The sequence below is a fragment of the Hymenobacter sp. genome (genome assembly GCF_035709525.1).
GTDB lineage: Bacteria > Bacteroidota > Bacteroidia > Cytophagales > Hymenobacteraceae > Hymenobacter.
On sequence record NZ_DASTEP010000195.1, the window covers coordinates 1 to 21,454 of the forward strand.

Sequence of the window (21,454 nt, forward strand, 5' to 3'; positions counted from 1 at the left end):
TCAGCATGACGGTTGCTGCGCTCAGCACGATAATTACTACTTTTTCAAAATACTGAACAGCTCATCCACAATAGCTTTCGTAGCCTCGGGCCGGCCCAACTCGTGCACGCGCTGGCCGAGCTGCTGCTGGCGCGCGGGGTCGGCGAGCAGGCGCAGGGTTTCGTCGTAGAGGCGCTCGGCGGCGTGCTCGTCGGTGATGAGCACCGCCGCACCTTTGCTCACCAACGAGAGGGCGTTTTTGGTTTGGTGGTCTTCGGCCACGTTGGGCGAGGGCACCAGCACGGCGGCCTTGCCGGTGAGCGAAAGCTCGGATACCGAGAGCGCCCCGGCCCGGCTGATAACCACGTCGGCGGCCGCGTAGGCCAGGTCCATGCGCTTGATAAATTCGAGCGCGTGCAGGTGGTCGGCGGCGTAGGGCGCGGCCTGCTGCTGCGCCTCGGGGTAGTACAGCTTGCCGGTTTGCCAGAGCAGCTGCACGTCGGCTTCGCGCAGGCGCGGCAGGGCGGCGGCGGTGGCCAGGTTGAGGGTGCGCGCGCCGAGGCTGCCACCGACGACGAGCAGCGTTTTCTTGCCTGGGTCGAGGTTGAAAAAGGCTTGCGCTTCGGCCCGGCTACCGCTGGTAATTTCGGCGCGCACGGGGTTGCCGGTTAGCACCAGCTTATCGACCGGAAAGAATTTTTCCATGCCATCGTAAGCCACGCAGATTCTACTCACGCGCCGCGCGAGCAGCTTGTTTACCAAGCCCGCGTAGGAATTTTGCTCCTGAATCAAGCTCGGAATACCGCGCGAGGTAGCCGCCAGCAGCACCGGGGCCGAGGCGTAGCCGCCCACGCCCACCACGGCGTCGGGCCGAAACTGCTCGATGAGCTTGCCCGCCTTGCGCACCGACCGAAACACCCGCACCGGAAACAGGAGATTTTGCGGCGTGAGGCGACGCTGCAAGCCGGTGATATCCAAGCCCACAATCTCGTAGCCGGCCTCGGGCACGCGCGTCATCTCCATGCGCCCGCTCGCTCCTACGAAGAGGATTTCGGCCGTCGGCTCGCGCCGGCGGATTTCATTGGCAATGGCCACGGCCGGAAAAATGTGCCCGCCCGTGCCGCCTCCGGAGATGATGAATTTCATTACGTTAATTATTCGTTAGTAGCGCATTTTTAAATCAGCATGTAGAGACGCATCCTTGCGTCTCACGTCAGGTGGGCTCAGCAACGACGAGACGCAAGGATGCGTCTCTACACCCGCTAACACCTACGCATACGCCGCTCGCTGGCTGGGTTTGCGGGGTGTGTCGGCGGGCTCGCCCACCATCGGCCGGATTTCGCGCTCCCCCCGGCTCACGGCCAGGATGATACCGATGCTCAGGCCCGTGAAAATGAGCGAGGTGCCGCCCATGCTTAGCAGCGGCAGCGGCAGGCCCGTTACCGGCCCCAGGCCCACGGCCACGCCCATATTCACCATCGCCTGCAAGACCAGACTGAAACACAGCCCCGCCGACAACAACCCCCCAAACGCGCCGTGACTATTCATCACCGTTTTGAGCCCTCGATACAGAAAGGCGAGGTAGAGAAACAGCACGAACAGCCCGCCAATCATGCCGTATTCCTCGATAATAATGGCGTAGATAAAGTCGGAATACGGGTGCGGCAGGATGTTGCGCTCGGTGCTTTTGCCGGGGCCTTTGCCGCTCACGCCGCCCGTAGCAATGGCAATGTGGGCGTGTTGCGACTGGAACGACAGCTCTTTTTTGGCATCGGAGAAGGTCGAGATGCGCGATTGAAACGTCTTCCAGCGCTGCCCGGCTACCAAACCTATTCCGCCCAGACTCACACCGATGGCCACCATCAGCAGCATGTGCTTGAGCGGCACGCGGCCAATAAACATGAGCAGCAAGCAAGTCAGAAAAAGCAGCAACGCCGTAGAGGCGTTCGACAAAATGATGAGCCCGCAGATAACCCCAATCCACAGCATCACCGGGAACAGCGTGTTCCAGAAGTCGCTGATGTGCTGCTGCCGCCGGCTGAGCATACTCGCCAGGTGCGTGATGAGCGCCAGCTTGGCCAGGTCGGAAGGCTGAAACGTTTGGTTGATAACCGGAATCGTAAGCCAGCGCGAAGCGTCATTGAGCGTAGTGCCGCCGAAGAAATACGTGTACAGCAGCAGCGGCACCGATAGCAGCAGCGCGTAGAGCGATAGCCGCGAATAGTGCCGGTAGTCGATGCGGTGCGCCAGCCACATCAAGCCCAGGCCGGCCAGTATCAGGGCCGTGTGCTTAATGGCAATCATCTCCACCGAGCCGCCGCGCCCGTGCAGCTCCTGCCGATAGGCCAGCGTGCCGGTGGCCGAGTACACCACCGCCACGCTGATAACTGAAAACAGGATGACGATAGCCCACAAAATGGGGTCGCCTTTGAGATTGCGCTGAAGCCAGCCAAGTCGAATAGTCTGTTCCATGACCGCAGATTCAAACGGATTTTTAAGATTTAACGGATACGCCTGCTGCGCGGGCTGGCTAGCCGTTTTTTGGCTTTTGCCGCGTTAGGGCAGGGCGTTTACTGCGGCGGCGAATTGCCGGCCGCGGTCTTCGTAGTTTTTAAACAGGTCGAAGCTGGCGCAGCAGGGCGAGAGCAACACCACGTCGCCGGGGGCGGCTAGGGCGGCGGCGCGCTGCACGGCGTCGGCCATGTTCTGGGTTTCTTCGAGGTGCGGCACGTAGCTTCCGAACGCGGCGCGCAGCTTGGCATTGTCCACGCCGAGGCAGATGAGCGCCTTCACTTTTTGCTCGGCCAGGGGCTGCAAGGGCGCGTAGTCGTTGCCCTTATCGGTGCCGCCGGCTATCCACACGATGGGGCTTTTTATGCCATCCAGGGCGTACCAGGCGGCCTCCACGTTGGTGGCTTTGCTGTCGTTGATGTACGTTACCTCGCCCACCTCGCGCACCGGCTGCAAGCGGTGGTCAGCGTTGTGGAACGAGCCGAGCGCCTGCTCTAGCTGCGCCGTGCCCACGCCGGCCACGCGGGCGGCGAGCACGGCGGCCAGCACGTTTTGGCGGTTGTGCTCGCCGATGAGCGGCGAGTTGGCGGTACTCAGCTCCTCGCAGTTGTCGTCGCGGTAGCCCGGCCGCAAATCCAGCTTCAGCAGGTTTTCGGATTCGTAGTAGCCGGCCAGCTTGAAGTCGGGCCGGTGGTGCAGGCTGAACGGCAGCTGCTGCATGGGCCGTAGCGCCGCCATGAAATTGCGCTCAATTACCTCATCATCGGCGTTGTAGATGAAGTAGCTGCTACTGTCCTGGTTGCGCACGAGGCGCAGCTTGGCCAGCGCGTACTCGTCGAGCGAGTAGTTGTAGCGGTCCAGGTGGTCGGGCGTGATGTTGAGCAGCACCGCAATCCAGGGCTGGAAATAATCGATATCATCGAGCTGGAAGCTGCTTAGCTCCAGCACGTAGTAATCGAACTTATTTTCAATCACTTGCTCGGCCAGCGAGTAGCCGATGTTGCCAGCCAAACCCACGTTGTAGCCCGCCTCCTTCAGCAGGTGATAGGTGAGTAGCGTGGTCGTGGTCTTACCGTTGGTGCCCGTGATGGCGATGAAGCGCGCCTGCGTGTAGCGGCTGGCAAATTCGATTTCGGAGATAATCGGCGTCTGCTTTTCCCGCAGGGCTTTGATTACCGGCGCTTTCTCCGGGATGCCGGGGCTTTTTATTGCCTCGTCGGCTAGCAGCACGCGCTCCAGCGTGTGCTGGTTTTCCTCGAATTCAATGCCCGCTTGCGTAAGCTTTTGCTTGTAATCGGGCTGTATCGCGCCCCGGTCGGACACGAACACGGCGTGGCCTTTGGCTTGCGCCAACAGGGCGGCGCCTACGCCACTTTCCGCAGCTCCGAGGATGACGATGTTCATGGGTTTGTGTAGGGTAAGCTTTAGCTTGCCTTTTCGTGGTTGTTTACTTTGCAATCGACTGGCAAGCTAAAGCTTACCCTACATTTATTACCGCAACTTCAACGTTACCAGCGTAATAGTCGCCAGCATAATGCCCACAATCCAGAACCGCGACACAATCTTGGATTCGTGGTAGCCCAGCTTCTGGTAGTGGTGGTGCAGCGGCGACATGCGGAGCAGGCGGCGGCCCTCGCCATACTTGCGCTTGGTGTATTTAAACCAGCTCACCTGCACGATAACCGACAGGTTCTCAATCAAAAATACCCCGCACAGCACCGGAATAAGCAGCTCTTTGCGCACGATGAGCGCCAGCACCGCAATGATGCCGCCCAGCGCCAGCGAGCCCGTGTCGCCCATGAACACCTGCGCCGGGTACGAATTGTACCACAAAAACCCGATGCACGCCCCCACGAAAGCCGTACAGAAAATTACCAGCTCGCTGGAATCAGGAATAAACATAACATCCAGGTAGTCAGCCAGTAGCGCATTACCACTCACAAAGGCAAAAATGGCCAGCGTGATGCCAATAATGGCCGACGTGCCCGCCGCCAGCCCGTCGAGGCCGTCGGTGATGTTGGCCCCGTTGCTCACGGCCGTGATGATGACGATAACCAGCGGAATGTACAGCAGCCCGTAGAACTGCTTGAACACGAACTGCGCGTTGGCAAACAAGTCGCCGTAGTTCAGCTCGTTGTTTTTCATGAACGGCACGGTGGTAACCGCCAGGTGAATATCGCGCCACGCCTTGCTGGCATCTACCATCGAGTGCGTGCCGTTGGGCAGCAGGTATTCGCGCACCGTCACCTCGTTGCTGTAGTAGAGCACCCAGCCCACGGTGAGGCCCAACCCTATCTGACCCAGTATTTTAAAGCGTCCGCTCAGGCCCTCTTTGTTCTTCAGGAAAACCTTGATGTAGTCGTCCAGAAACCCAATCAGCCCGAGCCAAACCGTGCTCAGCAGCATCAGGATAATGTAGATGTTGCGCAGCCGCGCAAACAGCAGCACCGGCACCAGAATGGCCAGCAAAATGATGAGGCCACCCATCGTGGGCGTACCTTTTTTCTCGCTTTGCCCTTGCAGGCCCAGGTCGCGAATGGTTTCGCCCACCTGCTTGCGCTGAAGCACGCCGATGAGCCGGCCCCCGAAAATCTGGGCGATGAGCAGCGACGTCACCACGGCCAGCGCCGCCCGAAACGTGGTGTACTGAAACACGCCCACGCCGGGCAAGTGGTAGTGTTCGTGGAGGTAGCGAAAGAGGTAGTACAGCATATTTGGTCGTTATGGCGCAGCGCCTCACCCCCTAGCCCCCTCTCCGAAAAGGAGAGGGGGAACTAGCTCTAGTTTTCTAGCTACTAGTTTTCTCTATGAAGTAACAGGCTATATGTTAAAATCTTGTATAAGAAACTATAAAAACTAGCAGCTAGAAAACTAGAGCTAGTTCCCCCTCTCCTTTTCGGAGAGGGGGCTAGGGGGTGAGGCGCTGCGCCAGGGCAGCGCGCAATTCTTCTCTATCATCAAAAGGCGATTTCACGCCCTTAATTTCCTGGTAAGTTTCGTGGCCTTTGCCGGCCACCAGCACGAGGTCGCCGGGGCGGGCCAGGGCCACGGCGGCGCGGATGGCTTCGCGGCGGTCGGGTAGCTGCTGCACGTGAGCATCGGCGGGCGGCGTGAGGCCGGCCTGCATCTGGTCGATGATGGCCTGCGGGTCTTCGTCGCGGGGGTTGTCGGCGGTGAGAATCACCTGGTCGGACAGTTGCGCGGCGAGGCGCGCCATGATGGGGCGCTTGGCCGCGTCGCGGTTGCCGCCGCAGCCTACTACCGTGATGATGCGCTGCTCGGGCCGGCGCGTCTGCTGCAAGGTTTGGAGCACGTTTTCGAGCGCGTCGGGCGTGTGGGCGTAGTCCACGAGGCCGGTGATGGCCTGGCCGGGCACCGTCACGGGCTCGAAGCGGCCGGGCGCGGTGGTGAGGCCCGAGAGGATGGTGAGGGCCTCGGTGGCATCCTCGCCCAGCAGCACGGCCGCGCCGTACACGGCCAACAGGTTATAGGCGTTGAAAATACCGATGAGCCGGAACTGCACCTCGCGGCCGTCAATGTCGAGGTGCAGGCCGTGCAGCTCGTTATCTACCAGCCGCGCGCGGAAGTCGGCCGCCGTCCGCAGCGAGTAGGTAGCGCGGCGGGCGGCGGTGTTTTGCAGCATTACCGGGCCGCGCTTGTCGTCGGCATTGGTGAGGGCGAAGGCCGTGCGGGGCAGCGCGTCGAAAAAGCCTTTTTTAGCTTTCAGGTAGCTGTCAAACGTGCCGTGGTAGTCGAGGTGGTCGTGCGTGAGATTGGTAAACACGCCGCCCGCAAAGCGCAGGCCCCCAATGCGATGCTGCGCCACGGCGTGGCTGCTCACCTCCATGCAAGCGTGGGTGCAGCCCTCGCGCACCATGCGCGCCAGCAGCTCATTGAGCCGGATGGCGTCGGGCGTGGTGTGGGTGCTCGGGATAACGGTTTCGTCAATCTGGTTTTGCACCGTGCTCAGCAGGCCGCAGTGGTAGCCCAGCTCGCGCAACAGCTTGTGCAAGAGCGTCGCGCAAGTCGTTTTGCCGTTGGTGCCCGTCACGCCCACCAGTTGCAGCTGGCGCGACGGATGCCCATAAAATGCGCTGGCCACCGGCCCGAGCGCGGCGGCCGAGTCGGCCACTTGCACGTAGGTAGTGGCCGGGTTCAGCTCAGCCGGCAATTCTTCGCAGATAACCACAGCCGCGCCCAGCTCCACGGCCTTGCCGATAAACTTGTGCCCATCGGTGGCGGTGCCGCGCAGGGCGCAAAATAGCTGCCCCGGCCCCGCCTGCCGCGAGTCGAGCGTGAGGCCGCCAACGGGCACGTCGGGATTGCCGTGCTGCGCGAGCACGTTCACCTCGGTGAGCAGGGAAAAGAGCGGAAGATTCATGTATGGTTTAAGCTGTTAGCTATGCAAGACGAGTCATGCTGAGCGCAGCGAAGCATCTCTATCGCCTCGTTGCGCAGTCTGGATGAAGCGGTAGAGATGCTTCGCTGCGCTCAGCATGACAAACGTGTTTTCTAATTTTATCTACCAATCAACTCTAATTAAGAAACGCGGCGCGGTTTGTCAGCCGCAGGCCGCGCATCGCCGCGCTGCGTGGTGCGAATGTCAGCCGGCGGCGTGCGCCGGGGCTTAGGCGTCGGTTTATCAGGCTTGGTTTTAGGTGCGGTGGTTTTAGCTGGCTTGTCTTTCGACTTATTTTTATCGGTCGAACTCCGGCCGGTTTCCTTCGCGCCAGCGGCTTTTTCCTTACCCTTGCCGATAGTCGATTTAGCAGGTGTTGCGGGCTTGCTCACCTTGGCAGGTTTAGCCGTGCGGCCATCCATTTCGGCGGGCACGAGCAGCGTGTTTTCGGCTATCTCGGTGTGCTCGGGCTCGGGCAGCGGCAGCGGCGCGGCGGCAGTAGTAGCAGTGGGTTGCAAGGCCAGGCGCACTACCGTGCCGCGCTGCACGCGCTCGCCGGGCGCGATGGCCTGCTCGCGCACGCGGCCGGTGCCGCTGGCTTGCACGCGCAGGCCCCGATTTTCGAGCAAGAACAGCGCGTCGCGCAAGGTCAGGCCGCGGGCGTCGGGCATGCGGCCGGCGCGGGTCACGGTTTTGTTGGGCACCACGGCCACGGCGCGCGTCACCGAGGCCGTGTCCACGGCGCGGGTGGCGCGCACCCATTCTTCGCCGCCAGTGGCCTGGGTGCTGGCGGGTAAGCCAATACGCTGGCAGACGAGGGCTATCTCATCCTGCACGCCGGCGCGCACCAGCGGCGCGGGCGCGCGGTGGGCGGGCACCCGCGCCAGCATGGGCCGCTGGCTGGCCTGGTCGCGGGCCATGCAGCGGTCGGCAATGTCGCGGAATACCGGGGCCGCTACCTCGGCCCCCGACCACCCGCCCTTGCTCGGCGAGTCGATGACCACGATGCAGCTATACTTGGGCTTATCGGCCGGAAAAAACCCGCAGAAGCTGGTCGAATACGTGCGCGTGTAGTGGCCGTTTTTAAACTTCCAGGCTGTGCCCGTTTTGCCCGCGATGCTGTAGTCCTTGGGCCGGATGGCCCGCGCCGTGCCGTTCACCACCACGCCTTCCATCATGGCGCGCAGCTTGCGCAACGTTTCTTTCGAGCAGATTTTCTCGTTCAGCACCGGGGCTTCGAATTGCTCTAAAACCTGGTCGGCCTGCTTGATTTCCTTCACGATAATCGGCTGCACCTTCACCCCATCATTAGCCACGGCGTTGTAAAAAGCCAGCGTTTGCAGCGGCGCGATTTTCAGCTCGTACCCAATGCACATCGTCGTGAGCGAAGTGCGGCTCCAGGTCCGGTCCTTGGGGTCTTTGATGTAGGGCAGCGCCTCGCCGGCCATCTGGAAACCCAGCGGCTTGGGCAGCCCGAAGCGCTTGAGGTAGTTGGCGTAGGCCGAGGGGTTAGCGTTGAAATACTCGTTTATCAGCTTGGCCACGCCGATGTTCGACGACTTCTCAAACACCTGCTGCACCGTGATGCGGCCGTAGCCGTGCGTGTCCGTTTTCACGGCCCCGCCGATGAGCATACGCCCGTTGCCGGTATCCACGATGTCATCGAGTTGGATTTCGGGGTGCGCCTCCAGCAGGGCCATCATCGAAGCCAGCTTAAACGTCGAGCCCGGCTCGGTGCGGCCCTGGTCGGCAAAGGCGTAGTTGTAATCTTCCTTATAAGTGCCGTCGCTGGCCCGGCCCAGGTTGGCCACGGCCTTGATTTCGCCGGTTTGCACCTCCATCAGGATGGCGCAACCGTACTGGGCATCGTTGGCCACCAGCGCTTTATACAGCGCATCCTCGGCCCCATCCTGCAAGTTGATGTCGAGCGTCGTCTTGATGTCGAATCCTGGCTGCGGCTTGATTTCGGAGCCGTCGTACACCGGCTTCATGCCGCCCGGCACGCGCTCGTAGAGCGCCTCGCCGGGCCGCCCGGCCAGCTTTTGCTGAAAGGTAAACTCCAGCCCCGCGCCATTTTTGTCTTCGTTCACGAAGCCCACCGTGCGCTGCGCCAGCCCGCCAAACGGCCGGAAGCGCTTGTCAACCTTCTCGAAAATAACACCGCCCTTGCGCTTGGCCCGAAAGATGGGCCAGCTGGCAAACTCCTTCTTTTCCTGAAAGTTAATCTGCCGCGAGTTCAGCCGGATGTAGCGCACCGCCGGTTCCTTGGCGTTGTAGGCATCGGTGAGACGCCGCTTGTATTCTTCTTTACTGCGGTCGCCAAAAAAGTGCGCCAGGTTGGCCGCCAGCGAATCTACTTTGCTTCTGAATAGCTCCCTGTCGACCACGCCGGGGTCCCAGGCCACCCGGTAGAAGGGCAGCGAAGTAGCCATGATGCTCTTGCCATCGCTGGCGAAAATGTTGCCCCGCGTGGCCGGCACCGCCTGGTAGCTGATGCGGCGCTCCTGCTCTAGAGCGCGCCACTTGGCCCCTTCCTGATACTGGATGTGCGAGATTTTCCAGGCGATGGCCCCCGAAAAAACGGCCACGCCCAGAAATGCCAGCCGCACCCGCGTGACGATGGATTTCTTAACGCTTCCTTTCATGGGTAGCAGGTTTTTTAGAATTCTTAGGTGCTGAAGCTGACTTGGTTGGTGTAATGCGAGTTCCCTCCTTCTTCTTTTGTACCGGCTTAGACTTTTTTGGGCTCTCGTTCGGCACAACGGCCCGGTGGCGGGCCGCCAACTCGACGGGCGCACTCGAAGCAGTAGCCTCATCTTCAACATCTTCGGCCGGGCCAGGCGGCGGTGGGCCAGCCTCGTGCTCGGCGGGGTCGGCCGCCCCGGTAGCCTGCTGCCGGATGCGCCCGCGTAGCGAGTCGGCGCGCTGCGCGGCGAGCGAGTCGCGCACGGCGCGGGCGGCTAAGGTGTCGGCGGTGAGCACGGGCATGGTTTCGAGCTCGGCCCCATCGAGGTGGCCGGCCGGCACCACAATGCGGAAGGGCGGCGACGAGCTCTCAATCAGGCCGATAGCGGCCACTTTGCGGGCTACTTCGCTCTGCTTGCTGGCCTCCATGTAGTCCGACGACAGCGTGGTGTAGTCGGCGCGCAGGTCTTCGGTTTCCAGCTTGAGGCGCTGAATATTACGGTTCATCCGGTTGCCGTAGTGCGTGTTGCCGATGTATAGCAGCGTGAGCAGCATCACAAACAGCAGCTTAGGCAAATACTTGACCGGCAGCCCTTCCTCAAATAAGCTGTCGAGCCCGGTAAAGCGGTCGAGCAGCGAAAACAAGCTCCACGTTGAGCCCGGCGACGACAGCGGCTGGCCATCGTCGTAGGGCTCGGGGGCGGGCTTGCGGCGCGGCGCGGCAGCGGGCTTTTCGGGAGCCGGGGCGGGTGGCGGGGCGACGGGGGCGGGGGCCGGCTCCGGCACGGCCGCTACCGGCAGATTTTCGGGGCCGGCGGGCGGGACCACCGGCCGGGGAACGTTGGCGCGGGGCGCGGGGCCGGCACCGGGGCGAATGGTATTGACGGCCATGAGCTTACGCGGGAATAGAGGTACGAACGCCGACGCGCAGCTTGGCGCTGCGAGCGCGGCTATTGAGGGCAATCTCGTCGGCTGAGGCCTCGATGGGCTTGCGTGTGAGCGCCTCGAAGGGCAGGCTGGTGCGGCCAAACAAGTCCTTTTCGGCCTGGCCGAAAAACTTGCCCTGACTCAGAAAATTCTTCACCAGCCGGTCTTCCAGCGAGTGGTAGCTCATCACGACCAGCCGGCCACCGGGGCGCAGTACCTGGGCGGTTTGCACCAGCATTTCCTGCAAGGCCGTCAGCTCGTCGTTTACCTCAATACGCAGAGCCTGAAATACTTGCGCCAGGTATTTATTTTCTTTCCCGCGCGCCGTTACGGGCTGAATGGCCTGCTTGAGCTCCTGAATGGTGCGCAGCGGGCGCTGCCGCCGGGACTGCACCACAGTAGCGGCCAGTGTGCGGGCATTAGTCACCTCGCCGTACATACCAAAAATGCGGTGCAGCGCGGCCTCGTCGTAGTCGTTGAGCACGTCGGCGGCGGTAGGCGCGGTGGCGTCCTCAGGGTTCATCCGCATATCAAGCGGGCCATCGAAGCGGGTGCTAAAGCCCCGGCCGGCCGTGTCAAATTGGTGCGACGACACGCCCAAATCGGCCAGCAGGCCATCGACGGGCAGCGCGTCGCGCTGGGCCAACTCGGCGGTGAGGTGCCGAAAATTGGCCCGCACGAAGGTGAACTGCGGCCGGGCCAGCGCCTGCGCTTCGCGCTCGGCGGCATCGTCCTGGTCAAAGCTATACAAATGCCCCTCAGTTAATTGCTCCAGAATGCGGGCCGAGTGGCCGCCGCCGCCGAAGGTAACATCGACGTAGCGGCCGCCGGGCTGGAGGTCGAGCGCGTCGAGGCATTCGGCCAGCATTACGGGGCGGTGGTAGGCGGTATCGTTGGGGCGGGCGGCGAGCTGGCTCATAGGGCGGGGGCCGGCGCGCCCGGCGTGTCTGGTGAAACGGATAAGAACTTCTGCGCCAGCTTCGAAAACTCGCCGCTGTCTTTAATCAGGTAGTCGTCGTAGCGGTCGGGGTTCCAGATTTCGCAGCGGTTGCCGATGCCCACTATCACGGCGTCTTTGTCGAGGCCGGCGTAGCGACGCATGGTGCCGGGCAGCAAAAACCGGCCAATGCTATCAAGCTCGACCTCGGTCATACCCCGCATAAAATTGCGCTGAAACTGCCGGTACTCCTCGTTGAACTCGTCGAGGGCGGTCACTTTGTCCTCAATGACTTTCCAGGCCGAGCGCGGGTAGATGACTAGGCAGGGGTCGAGGCCGCGCACCAACACTAGCTGCTGCGCATCGTCGGGGGGCAGCGCCGCCTTCACCTTGGCGGGCAGCACGAGCCGCCCCTTGGGGTCGAGCTTACAGTCGTATTCGCCGGTGAAGGAGGTGGCCATAGGAGGAAAAGGAGCGGCCGGGAGCGGCGCGGGCTGAACAACAAAAGTACGGTTGCTTTTAAAAAGCCCACCACTTTCTACCACTTCCTCCCACGTTCCTGCGCTGCGCAAAGAATGGCTCTAGCAGGCTAAAAAAGCACTTTTTCGACAATATGCAACGTTGTTGCTACCTAAAACGGTGCGTTGAAGAGATACAAGCCGAGCAATTCGAGCCGACGGCCTGAAAAAATTCGGGCGTTTTATTGGCGAAACAATGTTGCATTGTAAGTAGTCGGCCCTTGTTGCATGCTGTTCCTCGCCTGTAAAATTTACCCGAAAACGGTTGCTACTGCAGGGAGAGGTAATGAAGGGCTGACAATCGTTTATTTGCACTGACCCCACCAACCTTGTAGTCGCCTGATGAAGCTTTCCCACCCGCTCCCCCGCTGGCTGGCCCTGGCCGGCTCCCTACTCAGCCTGCCCGCGCTGGCCCAGAAACCCGCTATACCAGCCTGGCCCCAAACCATCCTGTTTATCGGCAACAGCTTCTTTCACGGCGCGTTTCAGCCGGTGCTGAGCTATAACAAGGAGAATGTCACCGACGAGAATTTCAAGCCCACCCGCAGCGGGCAGCGCCGCCGCCAGTACGAGCACGAGGAAGGCCCGTGGGGCGGCATCCCGGGCATCTTCAAGAAGCTCGCCGATGAGGCCGGCCTGCCCTACGAGGTGCACCTGGAGGCCATCAGCGGGCAGACGCTGAAATTTCACTACGACAGCGCGCTGGCCATAATTCAGCAGCCGAAGTGGGACAAAGTGGTGCTACACGACTACAGCACCGGCCCGGTGCCCGCGCGCCACGGCGGCCAGCCGGCGCGCTTCTACGAGTACGCTACCCGGCTGGAGCAGGCCGTGCATCAAGCCAACCCCACCACGCGGGTGTACCTATACCAGACCTGGGCGCGGGCCGACCAAACCTATCCCGCTGGCAAAGGCTACTCGGGCCTACCCCTCGACTCGATGACCCGCGACCTACACGCCGCCTACTACCGCGAGGCCGCCCAAAACGGACGCTTCGCGGGCGTGGCTCCGGCCGGCGACGCCTGGCTGCGCGCCGTGAAAACCGGCGTGGCCGACGCCAACCCTTACGACGGCATTGACGCGGGCAAAGTCGACCTCTGGGGCCGCGACCACTACCACCCTAGCATCTACGGCGCCTACCTGAACGCCTGCGTGCTACTAGCCGAAATAACCGGCTACGACCCGCGCCGGCTCGGCGCGCAGGAGCAGGCGGCCGGGGCGCTGGGTATCGCGCCGCCGGTGGCCGTGCGGCTGCAAAAGCTGGCGTATGAGCAGATGCGGGCGGGGCGTGAACCTCACCCCCTAGCCCCCTCTCCAAAAAAGAGGGGGAACTAGATTCGAGGTCTAAAAAGCTTGCAGCTAGAAACTAAGGCTAGAAGCTAGTCCCCCCTCTTTTTTGGAGAGGGGGCTAGGGGGTGAGGTTCACGAGCGACGAGCCAAAACGCAAAGGCGCACTTCGAACCCGCCAAATTTTACACCTCCGCCGCAACCTACACCGTCCACACCCAGCGGCAGTTGTATTTTTGCCCCCGATGCCACGCCCCCTCCCCCACCGTTTGCTGAGCGCCTTGCTGGCGCTGCTGGTACTCGCCACCTCGGTGGGGCTCACGGCCGAGCGGCATCGCTGCCGCATCAGCGGGCGCAGCACGGTCACGCTGAGTTTGCCGGGTTTGGCACACGCCGACCAGGATGACGCGGCGGCCAGCAAAACCAAGCGCCCCTGCAAGCGCCGCACCAGCGGCTGCTGCGACGTGAGCCACTCGCAGCACAAGCTCAACGCCCAAAGCGCCGACCACGGCCCGGCCAAATGGCTGCCCGACGCGCCGCACCTGCTGCCCCCGGCCCTGCTACCCGCGCCCGTGTGGGCGGGGCTGCCCGCTGCGCCCCCGCTGGCTGCCGCCGTAGCCGTGGGCACGGCGGCCAACTCGTCGCCACCTGGCGTACCCAAGGCGGGGCGGGTATTACTCACGTTCGTTTGCACGCTCGTCGTCTAGTCGATTTCAAGAGAAAGGCCAATCCAGCTGGGCTGGGCGGGCCATTTATTCTTTAGAAATCACTAATTTGCGACGTATATGCGACCTATTGGCGGATTGACTCCGCGCTTCTTATTACTGTCTTTTTGCGGCCTGCCGCTGCTGGGTTACGCCCAAAGCGGCGCGGCCGTGCGCGGCGAAGTCCGCGAAACGGGCGGCGCAGCCGGGCCGCTGCCCGGCGCGGTGGTGCGCTGGCTGCTGCCGGCCGGGGCCACCGGCCCCACTACCGCCACCGATGCGGCGGGCACGTTTGTGCTGCCGTTTCCGGCGCAGGTTAGCCACCGGATTATCGTGAGCGCAGCGGGCTACGCGGCCGATACCGTGGCGGTGCCCGCCGGCTCTACCGCGCCTTATTTGCGGGTGAATCTGCGCGGCGGGGCGGCGCTGGGCGAGGTAAAAGTAACCGGCCGCCCGCCCGCTTACTCGGCCAAGGCAGTGGACAACATGCAGACCATCAGCGCCCGCGACCTCACCAAGTCGGCGTGCTGCAACCTGGCCGAGAGCTTTGAAACCAACGCCGCCGTGGAGGTGAGCACCGCCGACGCGGTGAGCGGGGCCAAGCAGATTCAATTGCTGGGGCTGGATGGCGCTTACTCGCTGCTAACCATCGACAACCAGCCGGCCTTGCGCGGGCTGTCGGCCCCCTACCGGCTGGGCTACCTGGCCGGGCCGTGGATAGGCTCGATTGACATCATTAAGGGCACCGGCTCGGTGGTGAATGGCTACGAAGGCATCTCGGGGCAGGTAAATGTGCAGCTCAAGGAGCCCGACAAAACCGACCAGCTGCTGCTCAACGCCTACGTCAACGACCTCGGCAAATTTGACCTGAACGCCATCGCCTCGCAGCGCTTCAACAAGAAGTGGAGCAACGTGCTGCTGCTGCACAACGACCACCTCGGCAACCGCGTGGACCGCAACAACGACGGCTTCCTGGACCTTCCGCTGGCCACGCAGTTCAATGGCTACGACAAGGTTAAGTATATGTCGGGCAAGGGCTTGGTGCTGGAGCTGGGCCTGGGCGCGCTGCGCGAAACCAGGCAGGGCGGACAACTCAGCTTCCGCGAAGACGCTCCCGATGCCTACCGCACCGCCTACGGTACAACGCAGGCCACCAATCGCTACACGGCGCAGGCGCGCACGTCCTACACCTGGCCGGGGCGGCCGTTTCAGAGCCTGGGCTTGCTGGTGAACGGCACGAGCCACGATTTCAAGTCGATTTACTCCTTTAAGCAGGATACCGGCCCGCGCGTGTACAACGGCCACCAGAACACCGGGCAGGCTACGCTGCTGTTCCAGAGCGTTATCCAGAATACCATGCACGTGTACCGGGCTGGCCTGAGCTTCCTCTACGACGACTACCGCGAGCACCTGGGCACCGGCCGCGTGTACTCGACCGACACGCCCGAAATCGTCGCGGCCCGCGAAAACCGCGCCCGCACCGAGCGCGTGCCCGGCGCGTTTGCCGAGTACACCTACAACAACTCGCGCAACCTCACGGCCGTGCTCGGCCTGCGCACCGACTACCACAACCTCTACGGCTGGCAGGTGACGCCGCGCTTCAACCTTAAGTACGACCTGCGGCCGGCTACCGCGCTGCGCCTCTCGGCCGGGCGCGGCCTGCGCGTGCCCAACCCCATTGCCGACAACGCGGCTATGCTGGCCAGCGCCCGCGAGTTTTACCTCGCCCCCAACCTGCTACCCGAAACGGCCTGGAACCTGGGTGGCTCCGTCACGCAGTACTTCCAGTTGCTGGGGCGGCCGGCTACGTTTGTGGCTGACTACTATCACACTACTTTCCAAAACCAGCTGGTGGCCGACATGTACACCAGCCCGCAGTACATTATCCTCGACAACCTGACGCCCGGCGCGCGCTCCTACGCCCGCAGCGCGCAGGCCGAAATTCAGGCCGAGCCCGCCAAGGGCTTGCAGGTGAAAGCCGCCTACAAGTGGCTCGACGTGCAAAGCACCTACGCCGACCAGCTGCTGCCCAAGCCGCTCACGCCCCAGCACCGCGCTTTCCTGAACCTGGGCTACGCCTCGGCCTTCGACAAGTGGCGCGGCGATTTCACGGTGCAGTGGTTCGGGCAGCGCCCGCTGGCCCACCTGCCCGCCGATGGCAGCAACGTGGGCCACGCCCACGGCACCGGCACTTCGGGCCTCGAATACGCCCCGCGTTACGCCGCGCTCAATGCGCAACTCACCCGCGCCTTCAAGCGCCTGGATGTGTACGTGGGAGTCGAAAACCTCACCAACTACCGCCAGCCCGACCCTATTCAGAACGCGGCCACGCCCTTCAGCGCGGGCTTCGACGCGGCTATGGTGTGGGGGCCAGTGTATGGCCGGCTGACGTATGCCGGGCTACGGTACCGCATCGAGTAAAGACCGCAGATTCAAACGGATTTTCAGGATTTAACGGATACGCCTGCTGCGCAGGCTGGCTAGCTTTCGGGTTGGCCCGGCTTTTGGCTTTGCTGGCTTCCGTTGTTGCCTGGCACTTATTGTTCAATTTTAGCTGTTTCTCTTTTTATGAAAGCTTTTGCATTCTCTTTGCTCACTTTGCTGAGCGTCAGTGGCTCGGCCGCCTTTGCCCAAACTGCTCCGGTGGCTGCCGCCACGGCCGCTAAGAAAGGTGGCGAGCAAATTCAGTTTAAGACCTCGGCCGTGTGCGACATGTGCAAGGCGCGCCTTGAAAAGAGCCTGGCCTACGAAAAAGGTGTGCAGGCTGCCCACCTCGACGTAGCCAGCAAAATGCTGACCGTGACCTACAACCCGGCCAAAACCACCCCCGCCGCCCTGCGCACCGCCGTGCAAAAAACCGGCTACGACGCCGACCAAGCTACCGCCGACGCCCGCGCCTACGACCGCCTGCCCGAGTGCTGCAAGAAAACCAACGAGACGCACTAGACCGCAGATTAAGCGGATTTTAACGGATAAAACAGATTTTGTGGATGTGTAGATGGCCGCTCGTTTGAGCGGCCATTTTTTTGCTACCTGCCCCAGCCATTTCCGGCGCAATACCTATCGGTAGGTGTTGCGCCCGGGCAGCGGCAATACTTTAGTGGGCTACCCTGCGGCTGCGCCAGTAGTTTGTTTGGAGCAGCAGCAAGGCAGGAAAAGCTTTTCGGCTTGCAGTGGCGTAGGGTTCTGATTGCTACTGCTGGTGCCGCGCAGGTTACTCTGCTTTAGCCGCTGCTGGGCCAACTGGTTGTCTCCGGCTTAGGTCAGGCGGGCGGCTGCTTGTTTTTCAACTAAAATTCAGACGTTTCTACTTCGGAATTCCCACATGATGATTAACCTAAAAAGAAACGCTTTATTTCTGGCGCTAAGCTGCGCGTTTGGTATTGCCGCGCCCGCAATCGCGCAAGTAAAGCAGGCCCAAAACCCTATCATTTTCGCCGATGTACCGGATATGGCTATGATTCGCGTGGGCGACACCTACTACATGAGTAGTACGACCATGCACATGAGTCCCGGCGTACCCATTATGAAATCGAAAGATTTAATTAATTGGCATTTGATTAATTATGCCTACGATACGCTGGCCAGCAAAGACGAATTAAATCTTACCAACGGCAAAAGCACGTATGGCCGGGGCTCGTGGGCCAGCAGCCTGCGCTTTCACAAGGGCACTTATTACGTTTCGACCTTCGCCCAGACTACCGGCAAAACCTACGTCTACTCGACCCGCGACATTGAAAAAGGCCCTTGGAAAGTAGCGTCTTTCAAGCCCTCCTTCCACGACCATTCGCTGTTTTTTGAGGACGACGGGCGCGTATACATGGTATTTGGCGGCGGCAAGCTGCGGATAATAGAGCTGACCGCCGACGCCTCGGGCGTGAAGCCGGGTGCGACCGAGCAGGTGCTTATCGAGAATGCCAGCGCCCCGGCCGGCGAGCCCGTTGGCCTGCCCGCCGAAGGCTCGCAGCTGTTCAAAATCAACGGCAGCTACTACCTTTTCAACATCGCGTGGCCCAAGGGCGGCATGCGTACCGTGGTGATTCACAAGGCTAAAAGCCTGTTTGGCCCCTACGAAGGCCGGGTGGCGCTGCAAGACCTGGGCGTGGCGCAGGGCGGCCTCATCGACACGCCTGATGGCAAGTGGTACTCCTACCTGTTCCGCGATTTTGGCGCGGTGGGCCGCATTCCCTACCTGGTACCCGTGACCTGGGAGGCCGGCTGGCCCGTGCTCGGCACCGCCGGCAAGGTGCCCCAAACCCTACCCCTGCCCGCCAGCAAAGGTCTCATCCCCAGCCTCGTCGCCTCTGACGATTTCAGCCGCCGCCCCGGCGCGCCCGCCCTACCACTGGTGTGGCAGTGGAACCACAACCCCGATAATGCCCTCTGGTCGCTCAACGACCGCAAGGGCTACCTACGCCTCAAAACCGGGCGCGTCGATACCTCCTTCTCACTGGCCCGCAACACGCTGACCCAGCGCACTATCGGCCCAACTTGCTCGGGCGCTACCGCGCTCGATGTCAGCCACCTGAAGGAAGGCGACTTCGCCGGCCTGGCGCTGTTGCAAAAGCGCTACGGGCTCGTGGGCGTGGAGTACCGTAACGGTGCTAAAGCGATTGTGATGGTTAGCGCAGAATCGGAAAGACCGGTGGAAATGCAGCGCATTTCGCTTGCGCAAAACACAGTTTATTTTAAAGCCGATTGTGATTTTACCGAACGTAAGGATATCGCTAATTTCTATTACAGCCTCGACGGTAAAAAATGGCAACCAATTGGTAAGCCGTTAAAGATGGCTTATACCTTACCGCATTTTATGGGGTATCGCTTCGGGCTTTTCAATTATGCGACGAAGAGTGTGGGCGGCTATGCGGATTTTGATTATTTCACAATCAAATAAAACTATCATTAAGACCGAAGCGAAGCAATGACAAGTTATAGCCGCGAGAGGCTTCAGATTATTTCTTATCAATCGAATGTCTAAAACAAAATCACTATACCTGGCAAGCGCATTATCCGCCGTTATTACCATGGCGGCTAATGCGCAAAACCCTTTTATCACCAATCAATTCACGGCCGACCCCTCGGCGCGGGTATTTGGCGACAGGGTCTACGTATATCCATCGCACGATATTCCGTGCGGGCCGGGGCGCGGGCGCGTGGGCTGGTTTTGCATGGAGGACTACCACGTTTTTTCGTCGGCCAACCTTACCGACTGGACCGACCACGGCGTGATTGTAACTCAGAATAAGGTGCCCTGGGTCAAGCCCAACAGCTACAGCATGTGGGCGCCCGACTGCGTTTTTCGCAACGGCAAGTACTACTTCTACTTCCCTACTACCCCGCGCGACACCACGATGGGCAAGGGCTTCGCCATCGGGGTGGCGGTGGCCGACCGCCCCACGGGGCCGTTTGTACCGCAGGCGCAACCCATCGCGCAGGTGCATGGCATTGACCCTAACGTGTTTATCGACAAAGACGGGCAGGCCTACCTCTACTGGTCGCAGGGCCACATCTACGGGGCCAAGCTCAAGGAGAATATGCTGGAACTGGCTTCCGCCCCCCAAACGCTCGGCGAGCTGCCTACCAAGGGTCTCAAGGAAGGGCCTTATTTGTTTGAGCGCCAGGGCACGTACTACCTCACCTACCCGCACGTAGCCAACAAAACCGAGCGCCTCGAATACGCTACCAGCCGCAGCCCACTCGGCCCCTTCAAGGTAGCGGGTGTCATCATGGACGAGTCGCCCACTGGCTGCTGGACCAATCATCAGTCCATCGCACAGTTCAAAAATCAGTGGTACTTGTTTTATCACCACAATGATTTGTCGCCGGCCTTCGACAAAAACCGCTCTATTCGCATGGATAGCCTGTTTTTCCGGCCCGATGGCAGCATTCAGAAAGTAACGCCCACCCTGCGCGGCGTGGGCTTGACGGACGCCCGGCAAAAAATTCAGCTCGACCGCTACAGCCGGCTTGGCTCCGGTGCGTCCATCGCATTTCTCGATACGCTGAACAAATTTCAGGGCTGGAAAACCGTGCTCGCCAACAACCAAAGCTGGGTGCAATATAATGGCGTAGCCTTTGGCAAGCAGGTGCTTAAAACCGCTACGCTGCGCGCGCGCGCTACCGATGCGGCAACCGTGCAACTACAGCTCGATGGGCCCGCTGGCCCGGTAGTGGCCCAAGTGGCCGTGCCGAAAGGTGGCCAGTGGCGGGAAATTAAAGTACCCCTGACTGCTTTCAAACCCGGCACGCACGCGCTGGTAGCAGCGCTAAAAACCAACACGTCCGTCGAGCTTGATTGGGTGAAATTTGAGTAAGATAGTGCTGTGGCGTTAGGGGTAGAGACGCCTACTGGCGTCTCACGTCAGGCAAGCCGAATAACGACGAGACGCCACTAGGCGTCTCTACCCCCTAACACCTAAGCCTGCGCTAATTGACAGCTTGCCGGTCCCATACCTAGGATATCTTCCATGAAAAACCTGTTTCTCACCTTACTATCGCTAATCGTTTGCAGCCAGCTTCAGGCACAGAATCCGATTATCAGGGACGTGTTCACGGCTGACCCGGCGCCGCTGGTGTACCGCGATACGCTGTTTCTCTACACCGGGCACGACACGGCCTCGGTGAGCGAAACCAATTACAAGATGCCCGACTGGCGCATCTACTCCACTACCGACATGGTGCATTGGAAGGACTACGGCACGCGCCTCTCGCCCCGGACGTTTGCCTGGGCCACCGGCGACGCTTACGCGGCGCAGTGCGTGGACCACAAAGGGAAGTTTTACTGGTTTGTCTCGACCTTTCACAAGAAAAACGCCGACAGCCAAGGCGGCGCGGCCATCGGCGTGGCGGTATCGGACCGGCCCATGGGGCCGTTTAAGGACGCCATCGGCAAAGCGCTCGTGGTCAATGAAATGACCAAAGACAAGCCACATGCCTGGGATGATATCGACCCCACCGTTTTCGTGGACGACGATAAGCAGGCGTACCTCTACTGGGGCAACGGTAGCTGCAAGTGGGTGAAGCTGAAGGATAACATGACCGAGCTGGCCGGCCCCATCACCACCTTCACGCCCAAAAATTACATCGAAGGCCCCTGGGTGTACAAGCGCAAGAAGCTCTACTACCTCGTGTACGCCAGCGCGGGCACCAAGCCCGAAATGATAGAATACTGCACCGCGCCCACCGCCACTGGCCCGTGGACGTACCAGGGCATCATTCAGGAAAACGTGCCCAATAGCTTCACCACGCACCCCGGCATCATCGATTACAAGGGCAAATCGTACTTTTTCTACCACAACGGGGCCCTGCCCACCGGCGGCAGCTACCGCCGCTCCATCTGCGTGGACTACCTGAAATACAACGCCGACGGTACCATCCAGAAAATTGTGCAAACCACCGAAGGCGTGAAGCCGGTGAAGTAAGCTCAGTTACTCTGCAACAGAAAGCTACCTTGCTAAACCGTCATGCTGAGCGGAGCGCAGCGGAGTCGAAGCATCTCTATCGCACC

Annotated in this window: 16 protein-coding genes; 7 read left to right on the plus strand and 9 right to left on the minus strand. The window is 61.2% G+C overall.

All coding sequences use genetic code 11. The features are described from left to right. Window positions 1–36 precede the first annotated feature (36 nt). The 9 genes from murG to mraZ all read right to left on the minus strand — a co-directional run bounded on the left by murG (window position 37) and on the right by mraZ (window position 11,899). Complete coding sequence (gene murG / locus VFO93_RS17405) at window positions 37–1,125, minus strand: undecaprenyldiphospho-muramoylpentapeptide beta-N-acetylglucosaminyltransferase (protein ID WP_325135652.1); 1,089 nt, start codon at window positions 1,123–1,125, stop codon at window positions 37–39. Between the two features lie 123 nt (window positions 1,126–1,248). Further along, window positions 1,249–2,451, minus strand: a complete 1,203-nt coding sequence (locus VFO93_RS17410) for an FtsW/RodA/SpoVE family cell cycle protein (protein ID WP_325135653.1) — start codon at window positions 2,449–2,451, stop codon at window positions 1,249–1,251. Between the two features lie 84 nt (window positions 2,452–2,535). Next, window positions 2,536–3,894 carry a UDP-N-acetylmuramoyl-L-alanine--D-glutamate ligase gene (murD, locus tag VFO93_RS17415; RefSeq protein WP_325135654.1) on the minus strand — a complete coding sequence of 453 codons (1,359 nt, stop codon included), beginning with the start codon at window positions 3,892–3,894 and terminating at the stop codon, window positions 2,536–2,538. 87 nt (window positions 3,895–3,981) lie between these two features. After that, the gene (gene mraY, locus VFO93_RS17420) at window positions 3,982–5,202 is read right to left on the minus strand and encodes a phospho-N-acetylmuramoyl-pentapeptide-transferase (protein ID WP_325135655.1); all 1,221 of its coding nucleotides are present in this window, start codon (window positions 5,200–5,202) and stop codon (window positions 3,982–3,984) included. Between the two features lie 196 nt (window positions 5,203–5,398). Next, window positions 5,399–6,871, minus strand: a complete 1,473-nt coding sequence (locus tag VFO93_RS17425) for a UDP-N-acetylmuramoyl-L-alanyl-D-glutamate--2,6-diaminopimelate ligase (protein ID WP_325135656.1) — start codon at window positions 6,869–6,871, stop codon at window positions 5,399–5,401. 158 nt (window positions 6,872–7,029) lie between these two features. Next, entirely contained in the window at window positions 7,030–9,534 is a 2,505-nt protein-coding gene (locus VFO93_RS17430) for a penicillin-binding protein (RefSeq protein ID WP_325135657.1), read from the minus strand. Further along, entirely contained in the window at window positions 9,518–10,465 is a 948-nt protein-coding gene (locus tag VFO93_RS17435) for an FtsL-like putative cell division protein (RefSeq protein ID WP_325135658.1), read from the minus strand. The genes VFO93_RS17430 and VFO93_RS17435 overlap by 17 nt, the downstream gene beginning before the upstream one ends. Before the next feature lie 4 nt (window positions 10,466–10,469). Then, a complete protein-coding gene (gene rsmH / locus VFO93_RS17440; RefSeq protein ID WP_325135659.1) occupies window positions 10,470–11,420 on the minus strand; it encodes a 16S rRNA (cytosine(1402)-N(4))-methyltransferase RsmH in 951 nt (316 codons plus the stop codon). Continuing rightward, window positions 11,417–11,899 (minus strand): division/cell wall cluster transcriptional repressor MraZ, encoded by a 483-nt coding sequence (gene mraZ, locus VFO93_RS17445; RefSeq protein ID WP_325135660.1) that lies wholly within the window; start codon window positions 11,897–11,899, stop codon window positions 11,417–11,419. The genes rsmH and mraZ overlap by 4 nt, the downstream gene beginning before the upstream one ends. A 399-nt stretch (window positions 11,900–12,298) precedes the next feature. Between mraZ and VFO93_RS17450 the strand changes: the two genes are divergently transcribed. The 7 genes from VFO93_RS17450 (at window position 12,299) to VFO93_RS17480 (ending at window position 21,368) form a co-directional block, all read left to right on the plus strand. Continuing rightward, window positions 12,299–13,291, plus strand: a complete 993-nt coding sequence (locus VFO93_RS17450; RefSeq protein ID WP_325135661.1) for an SGNH/GDSL hydrolase family protein — start codon at window positions 12,299–12,301, stop codon at window positions 13,289–13,291. Window positions 13,292–13,488: 197 nt separating this feature from the next. Beyond that, entirely contained in the window at window positions 13,489–13,950 is a 462-nt protein-coding gene (locus VFO93_RS17455; protein WP_325135662.1) for a hypothetical protein, read from the plus strand. 78 nt (window positions 13,951–14,028) lie between these two features. Beyond that, window positions 14,029–16,368, plus strand: a complete 2,340-nt coding sequence (locus VFO93_RS17460; protein ID WP_325135664.1) for a TonB-dependent receptor — start codon at window positions 14,029–14,031, stop codon at window positions 16,366–16,368. Window positions 16,369–16,515: 147 nt separating this feature from the next. Continuing rightward, a complete protein-coding gene (locus VFO93_RS17465) occupies window positions 16,516–16,893 on the plus strand; it encodes a heavy metal-associated domain-containing protein (protein ID WP_325135665.1) in 378 nt (125 codons plus the stop codon). 382 nt (window positions 16,894–17,275) lie between these two features. Further along, on the plus strand, window positions 17,276–18,841 hold the full coding sequence (locus VFO93_RS17470; RefSeq protein WP_414653601.1) for a glycoside hydrolase 43 family protein: 1,566 nt from the start codon (window positions 17,276–17,278) through the stop codon (window positions 18,839–18,841). A 130-nt stretch (window positions 18,842–18,971) separates the two neighbouring features. Next, window positions 18,972–20,261: a family 43 glycosylhydrolase gene (locus VFO93_RS17475; protein WP_325135667.1), complete on the plus strand. Its 1,290-nt coding sequence runs from the start codon at window positions 18,972–18,974 to the stop codon at window positions 20,259–20,261. 153 nt (window positions 20,262–20,414) lie between these two features. Continuing rightward, window positions 20,415–21,368, plus strand: a complete 954-nt coding sequence (locus VFO93_RS17480; RefSeq protein ID WP_325135668.1) for a glycoside hydrolase family 43 protein — start codon at window positions 20,415–20,417, stop codon at window positions 21,366–21,368. Window positions 21,369–21,454 lie beyond the last annotated feature (86 nt).

Bases quoted from the DNA above. Each gene is read 5' to 3' on its own strand.
- VFO93_RS17480 (WP_325135668.1), top strand. From the start codon at position 20,415: ATGAAAAACCTGTTTCTCACCTTACTATCGCTAATCGTTTGCAGCCAG.
- VFO93_RS17470 (WP_414653601.1), top strand. From the start codon at position 17,276: ATGATTAACCTAAAAAGAAACGCTTTATTTCTGGCGCTAAGCTGCGCG.
- VFO93_RS17450 (WP_325135661.1), top strand. From the start codon at position 12,299: ATGAAGCTTTCCCACCCGCTCCCCCGCTGGCTGGCCCTGGCCGGCTCC.
- VFO93_RS17460 (WP_325135664.1), top strand. From the start codon at position 14,029: ATGCGACCTATTGGCGGATTGACTCCGCGCTTCTTATTACTGTCTTTT.
- VFO93_RS17475 (WP_325135667.1), top strand. From the start codon at position 18,972: ATGGCGGCTAATGCGCAAAACCCTTTTATCACCAATCAATTCACGGCC.
- VFO93_RS17425 (WP_325135656.1), bottom strand. From the start codon at position 6,871: ATGAATCTTCCGCTCTTTTCCCTGCTCACCGAGGTGAACGTGCTCGCG.
- VFO93_RS17435 (WP_325135658.1), bottom strand. From the start codon at position 10,465: ATGGCCGTCAATACCATTCGCCCCGGTGCCGGCCCCGCGCCCCGCGCC.
- VFO93_RS17465 (WP_325135665.1), top strand. From the start codon at position 16,516: ATGAAAGCTTTTGCATTCTCTTTGCTCACTTTGCTGAGCGTCAGTGGC.
- VFO93_RS17410 (WP_325135653.1), bottom strand. From the start codon at position 2,451: ATGGAACAGACTATTCGACTTGGCTGGCTTCAGCGCAATCTCAAAGGC.
- murD (WP_325135654.1), bottom strand. From the start codon at position 3,894: ATGAACATCGTCATCCTCGGAGCTGCGGAAAGTGGCGTAGGCGCCGCC.
- mraY (WP_325135655.1), bottom strand. From the start codon at position 5,202: ATGCTGTACTACCTCTTTCGCTACCTCCACGAACACTACCACTTGCCC.
- VFO93_RS17455 (WP_325135662.1), top strand. From the start codon at position 13,489: ATGCCACGCCCCCTCCCCCACCGTTTGCTGAGCGCCTTGCTGGCGCTG.
- VFO93_RS17430 (WP_325135657.1), bottom strand. From the start codon at position 9,534: ATGAAAGGAAGCGTTAAGAAATCCATCGTCACGCGGGTGCGGCTGGCA.
- murG (WP_325135652.1), bottom strand. From the start codon at position 1,125: ATGAAATTCATCATCTCCGGAGGCGGCACGGGCGGGCACATTTTTCCG.
- mraZ (WP_325135660.1), bottom strand. From the start codon at position 11,899: ATGGCCACCTCCTTCACCGGCGAATACGACTGTAAGCTCGACCCCAAG.
- rsmH (WP_325135659.1), bottom strand. From the start codon at position 11,420: ATGAGCCAGCTCGCCGCCCGCCCCAACGATACCGCCTACCACCGCCCC.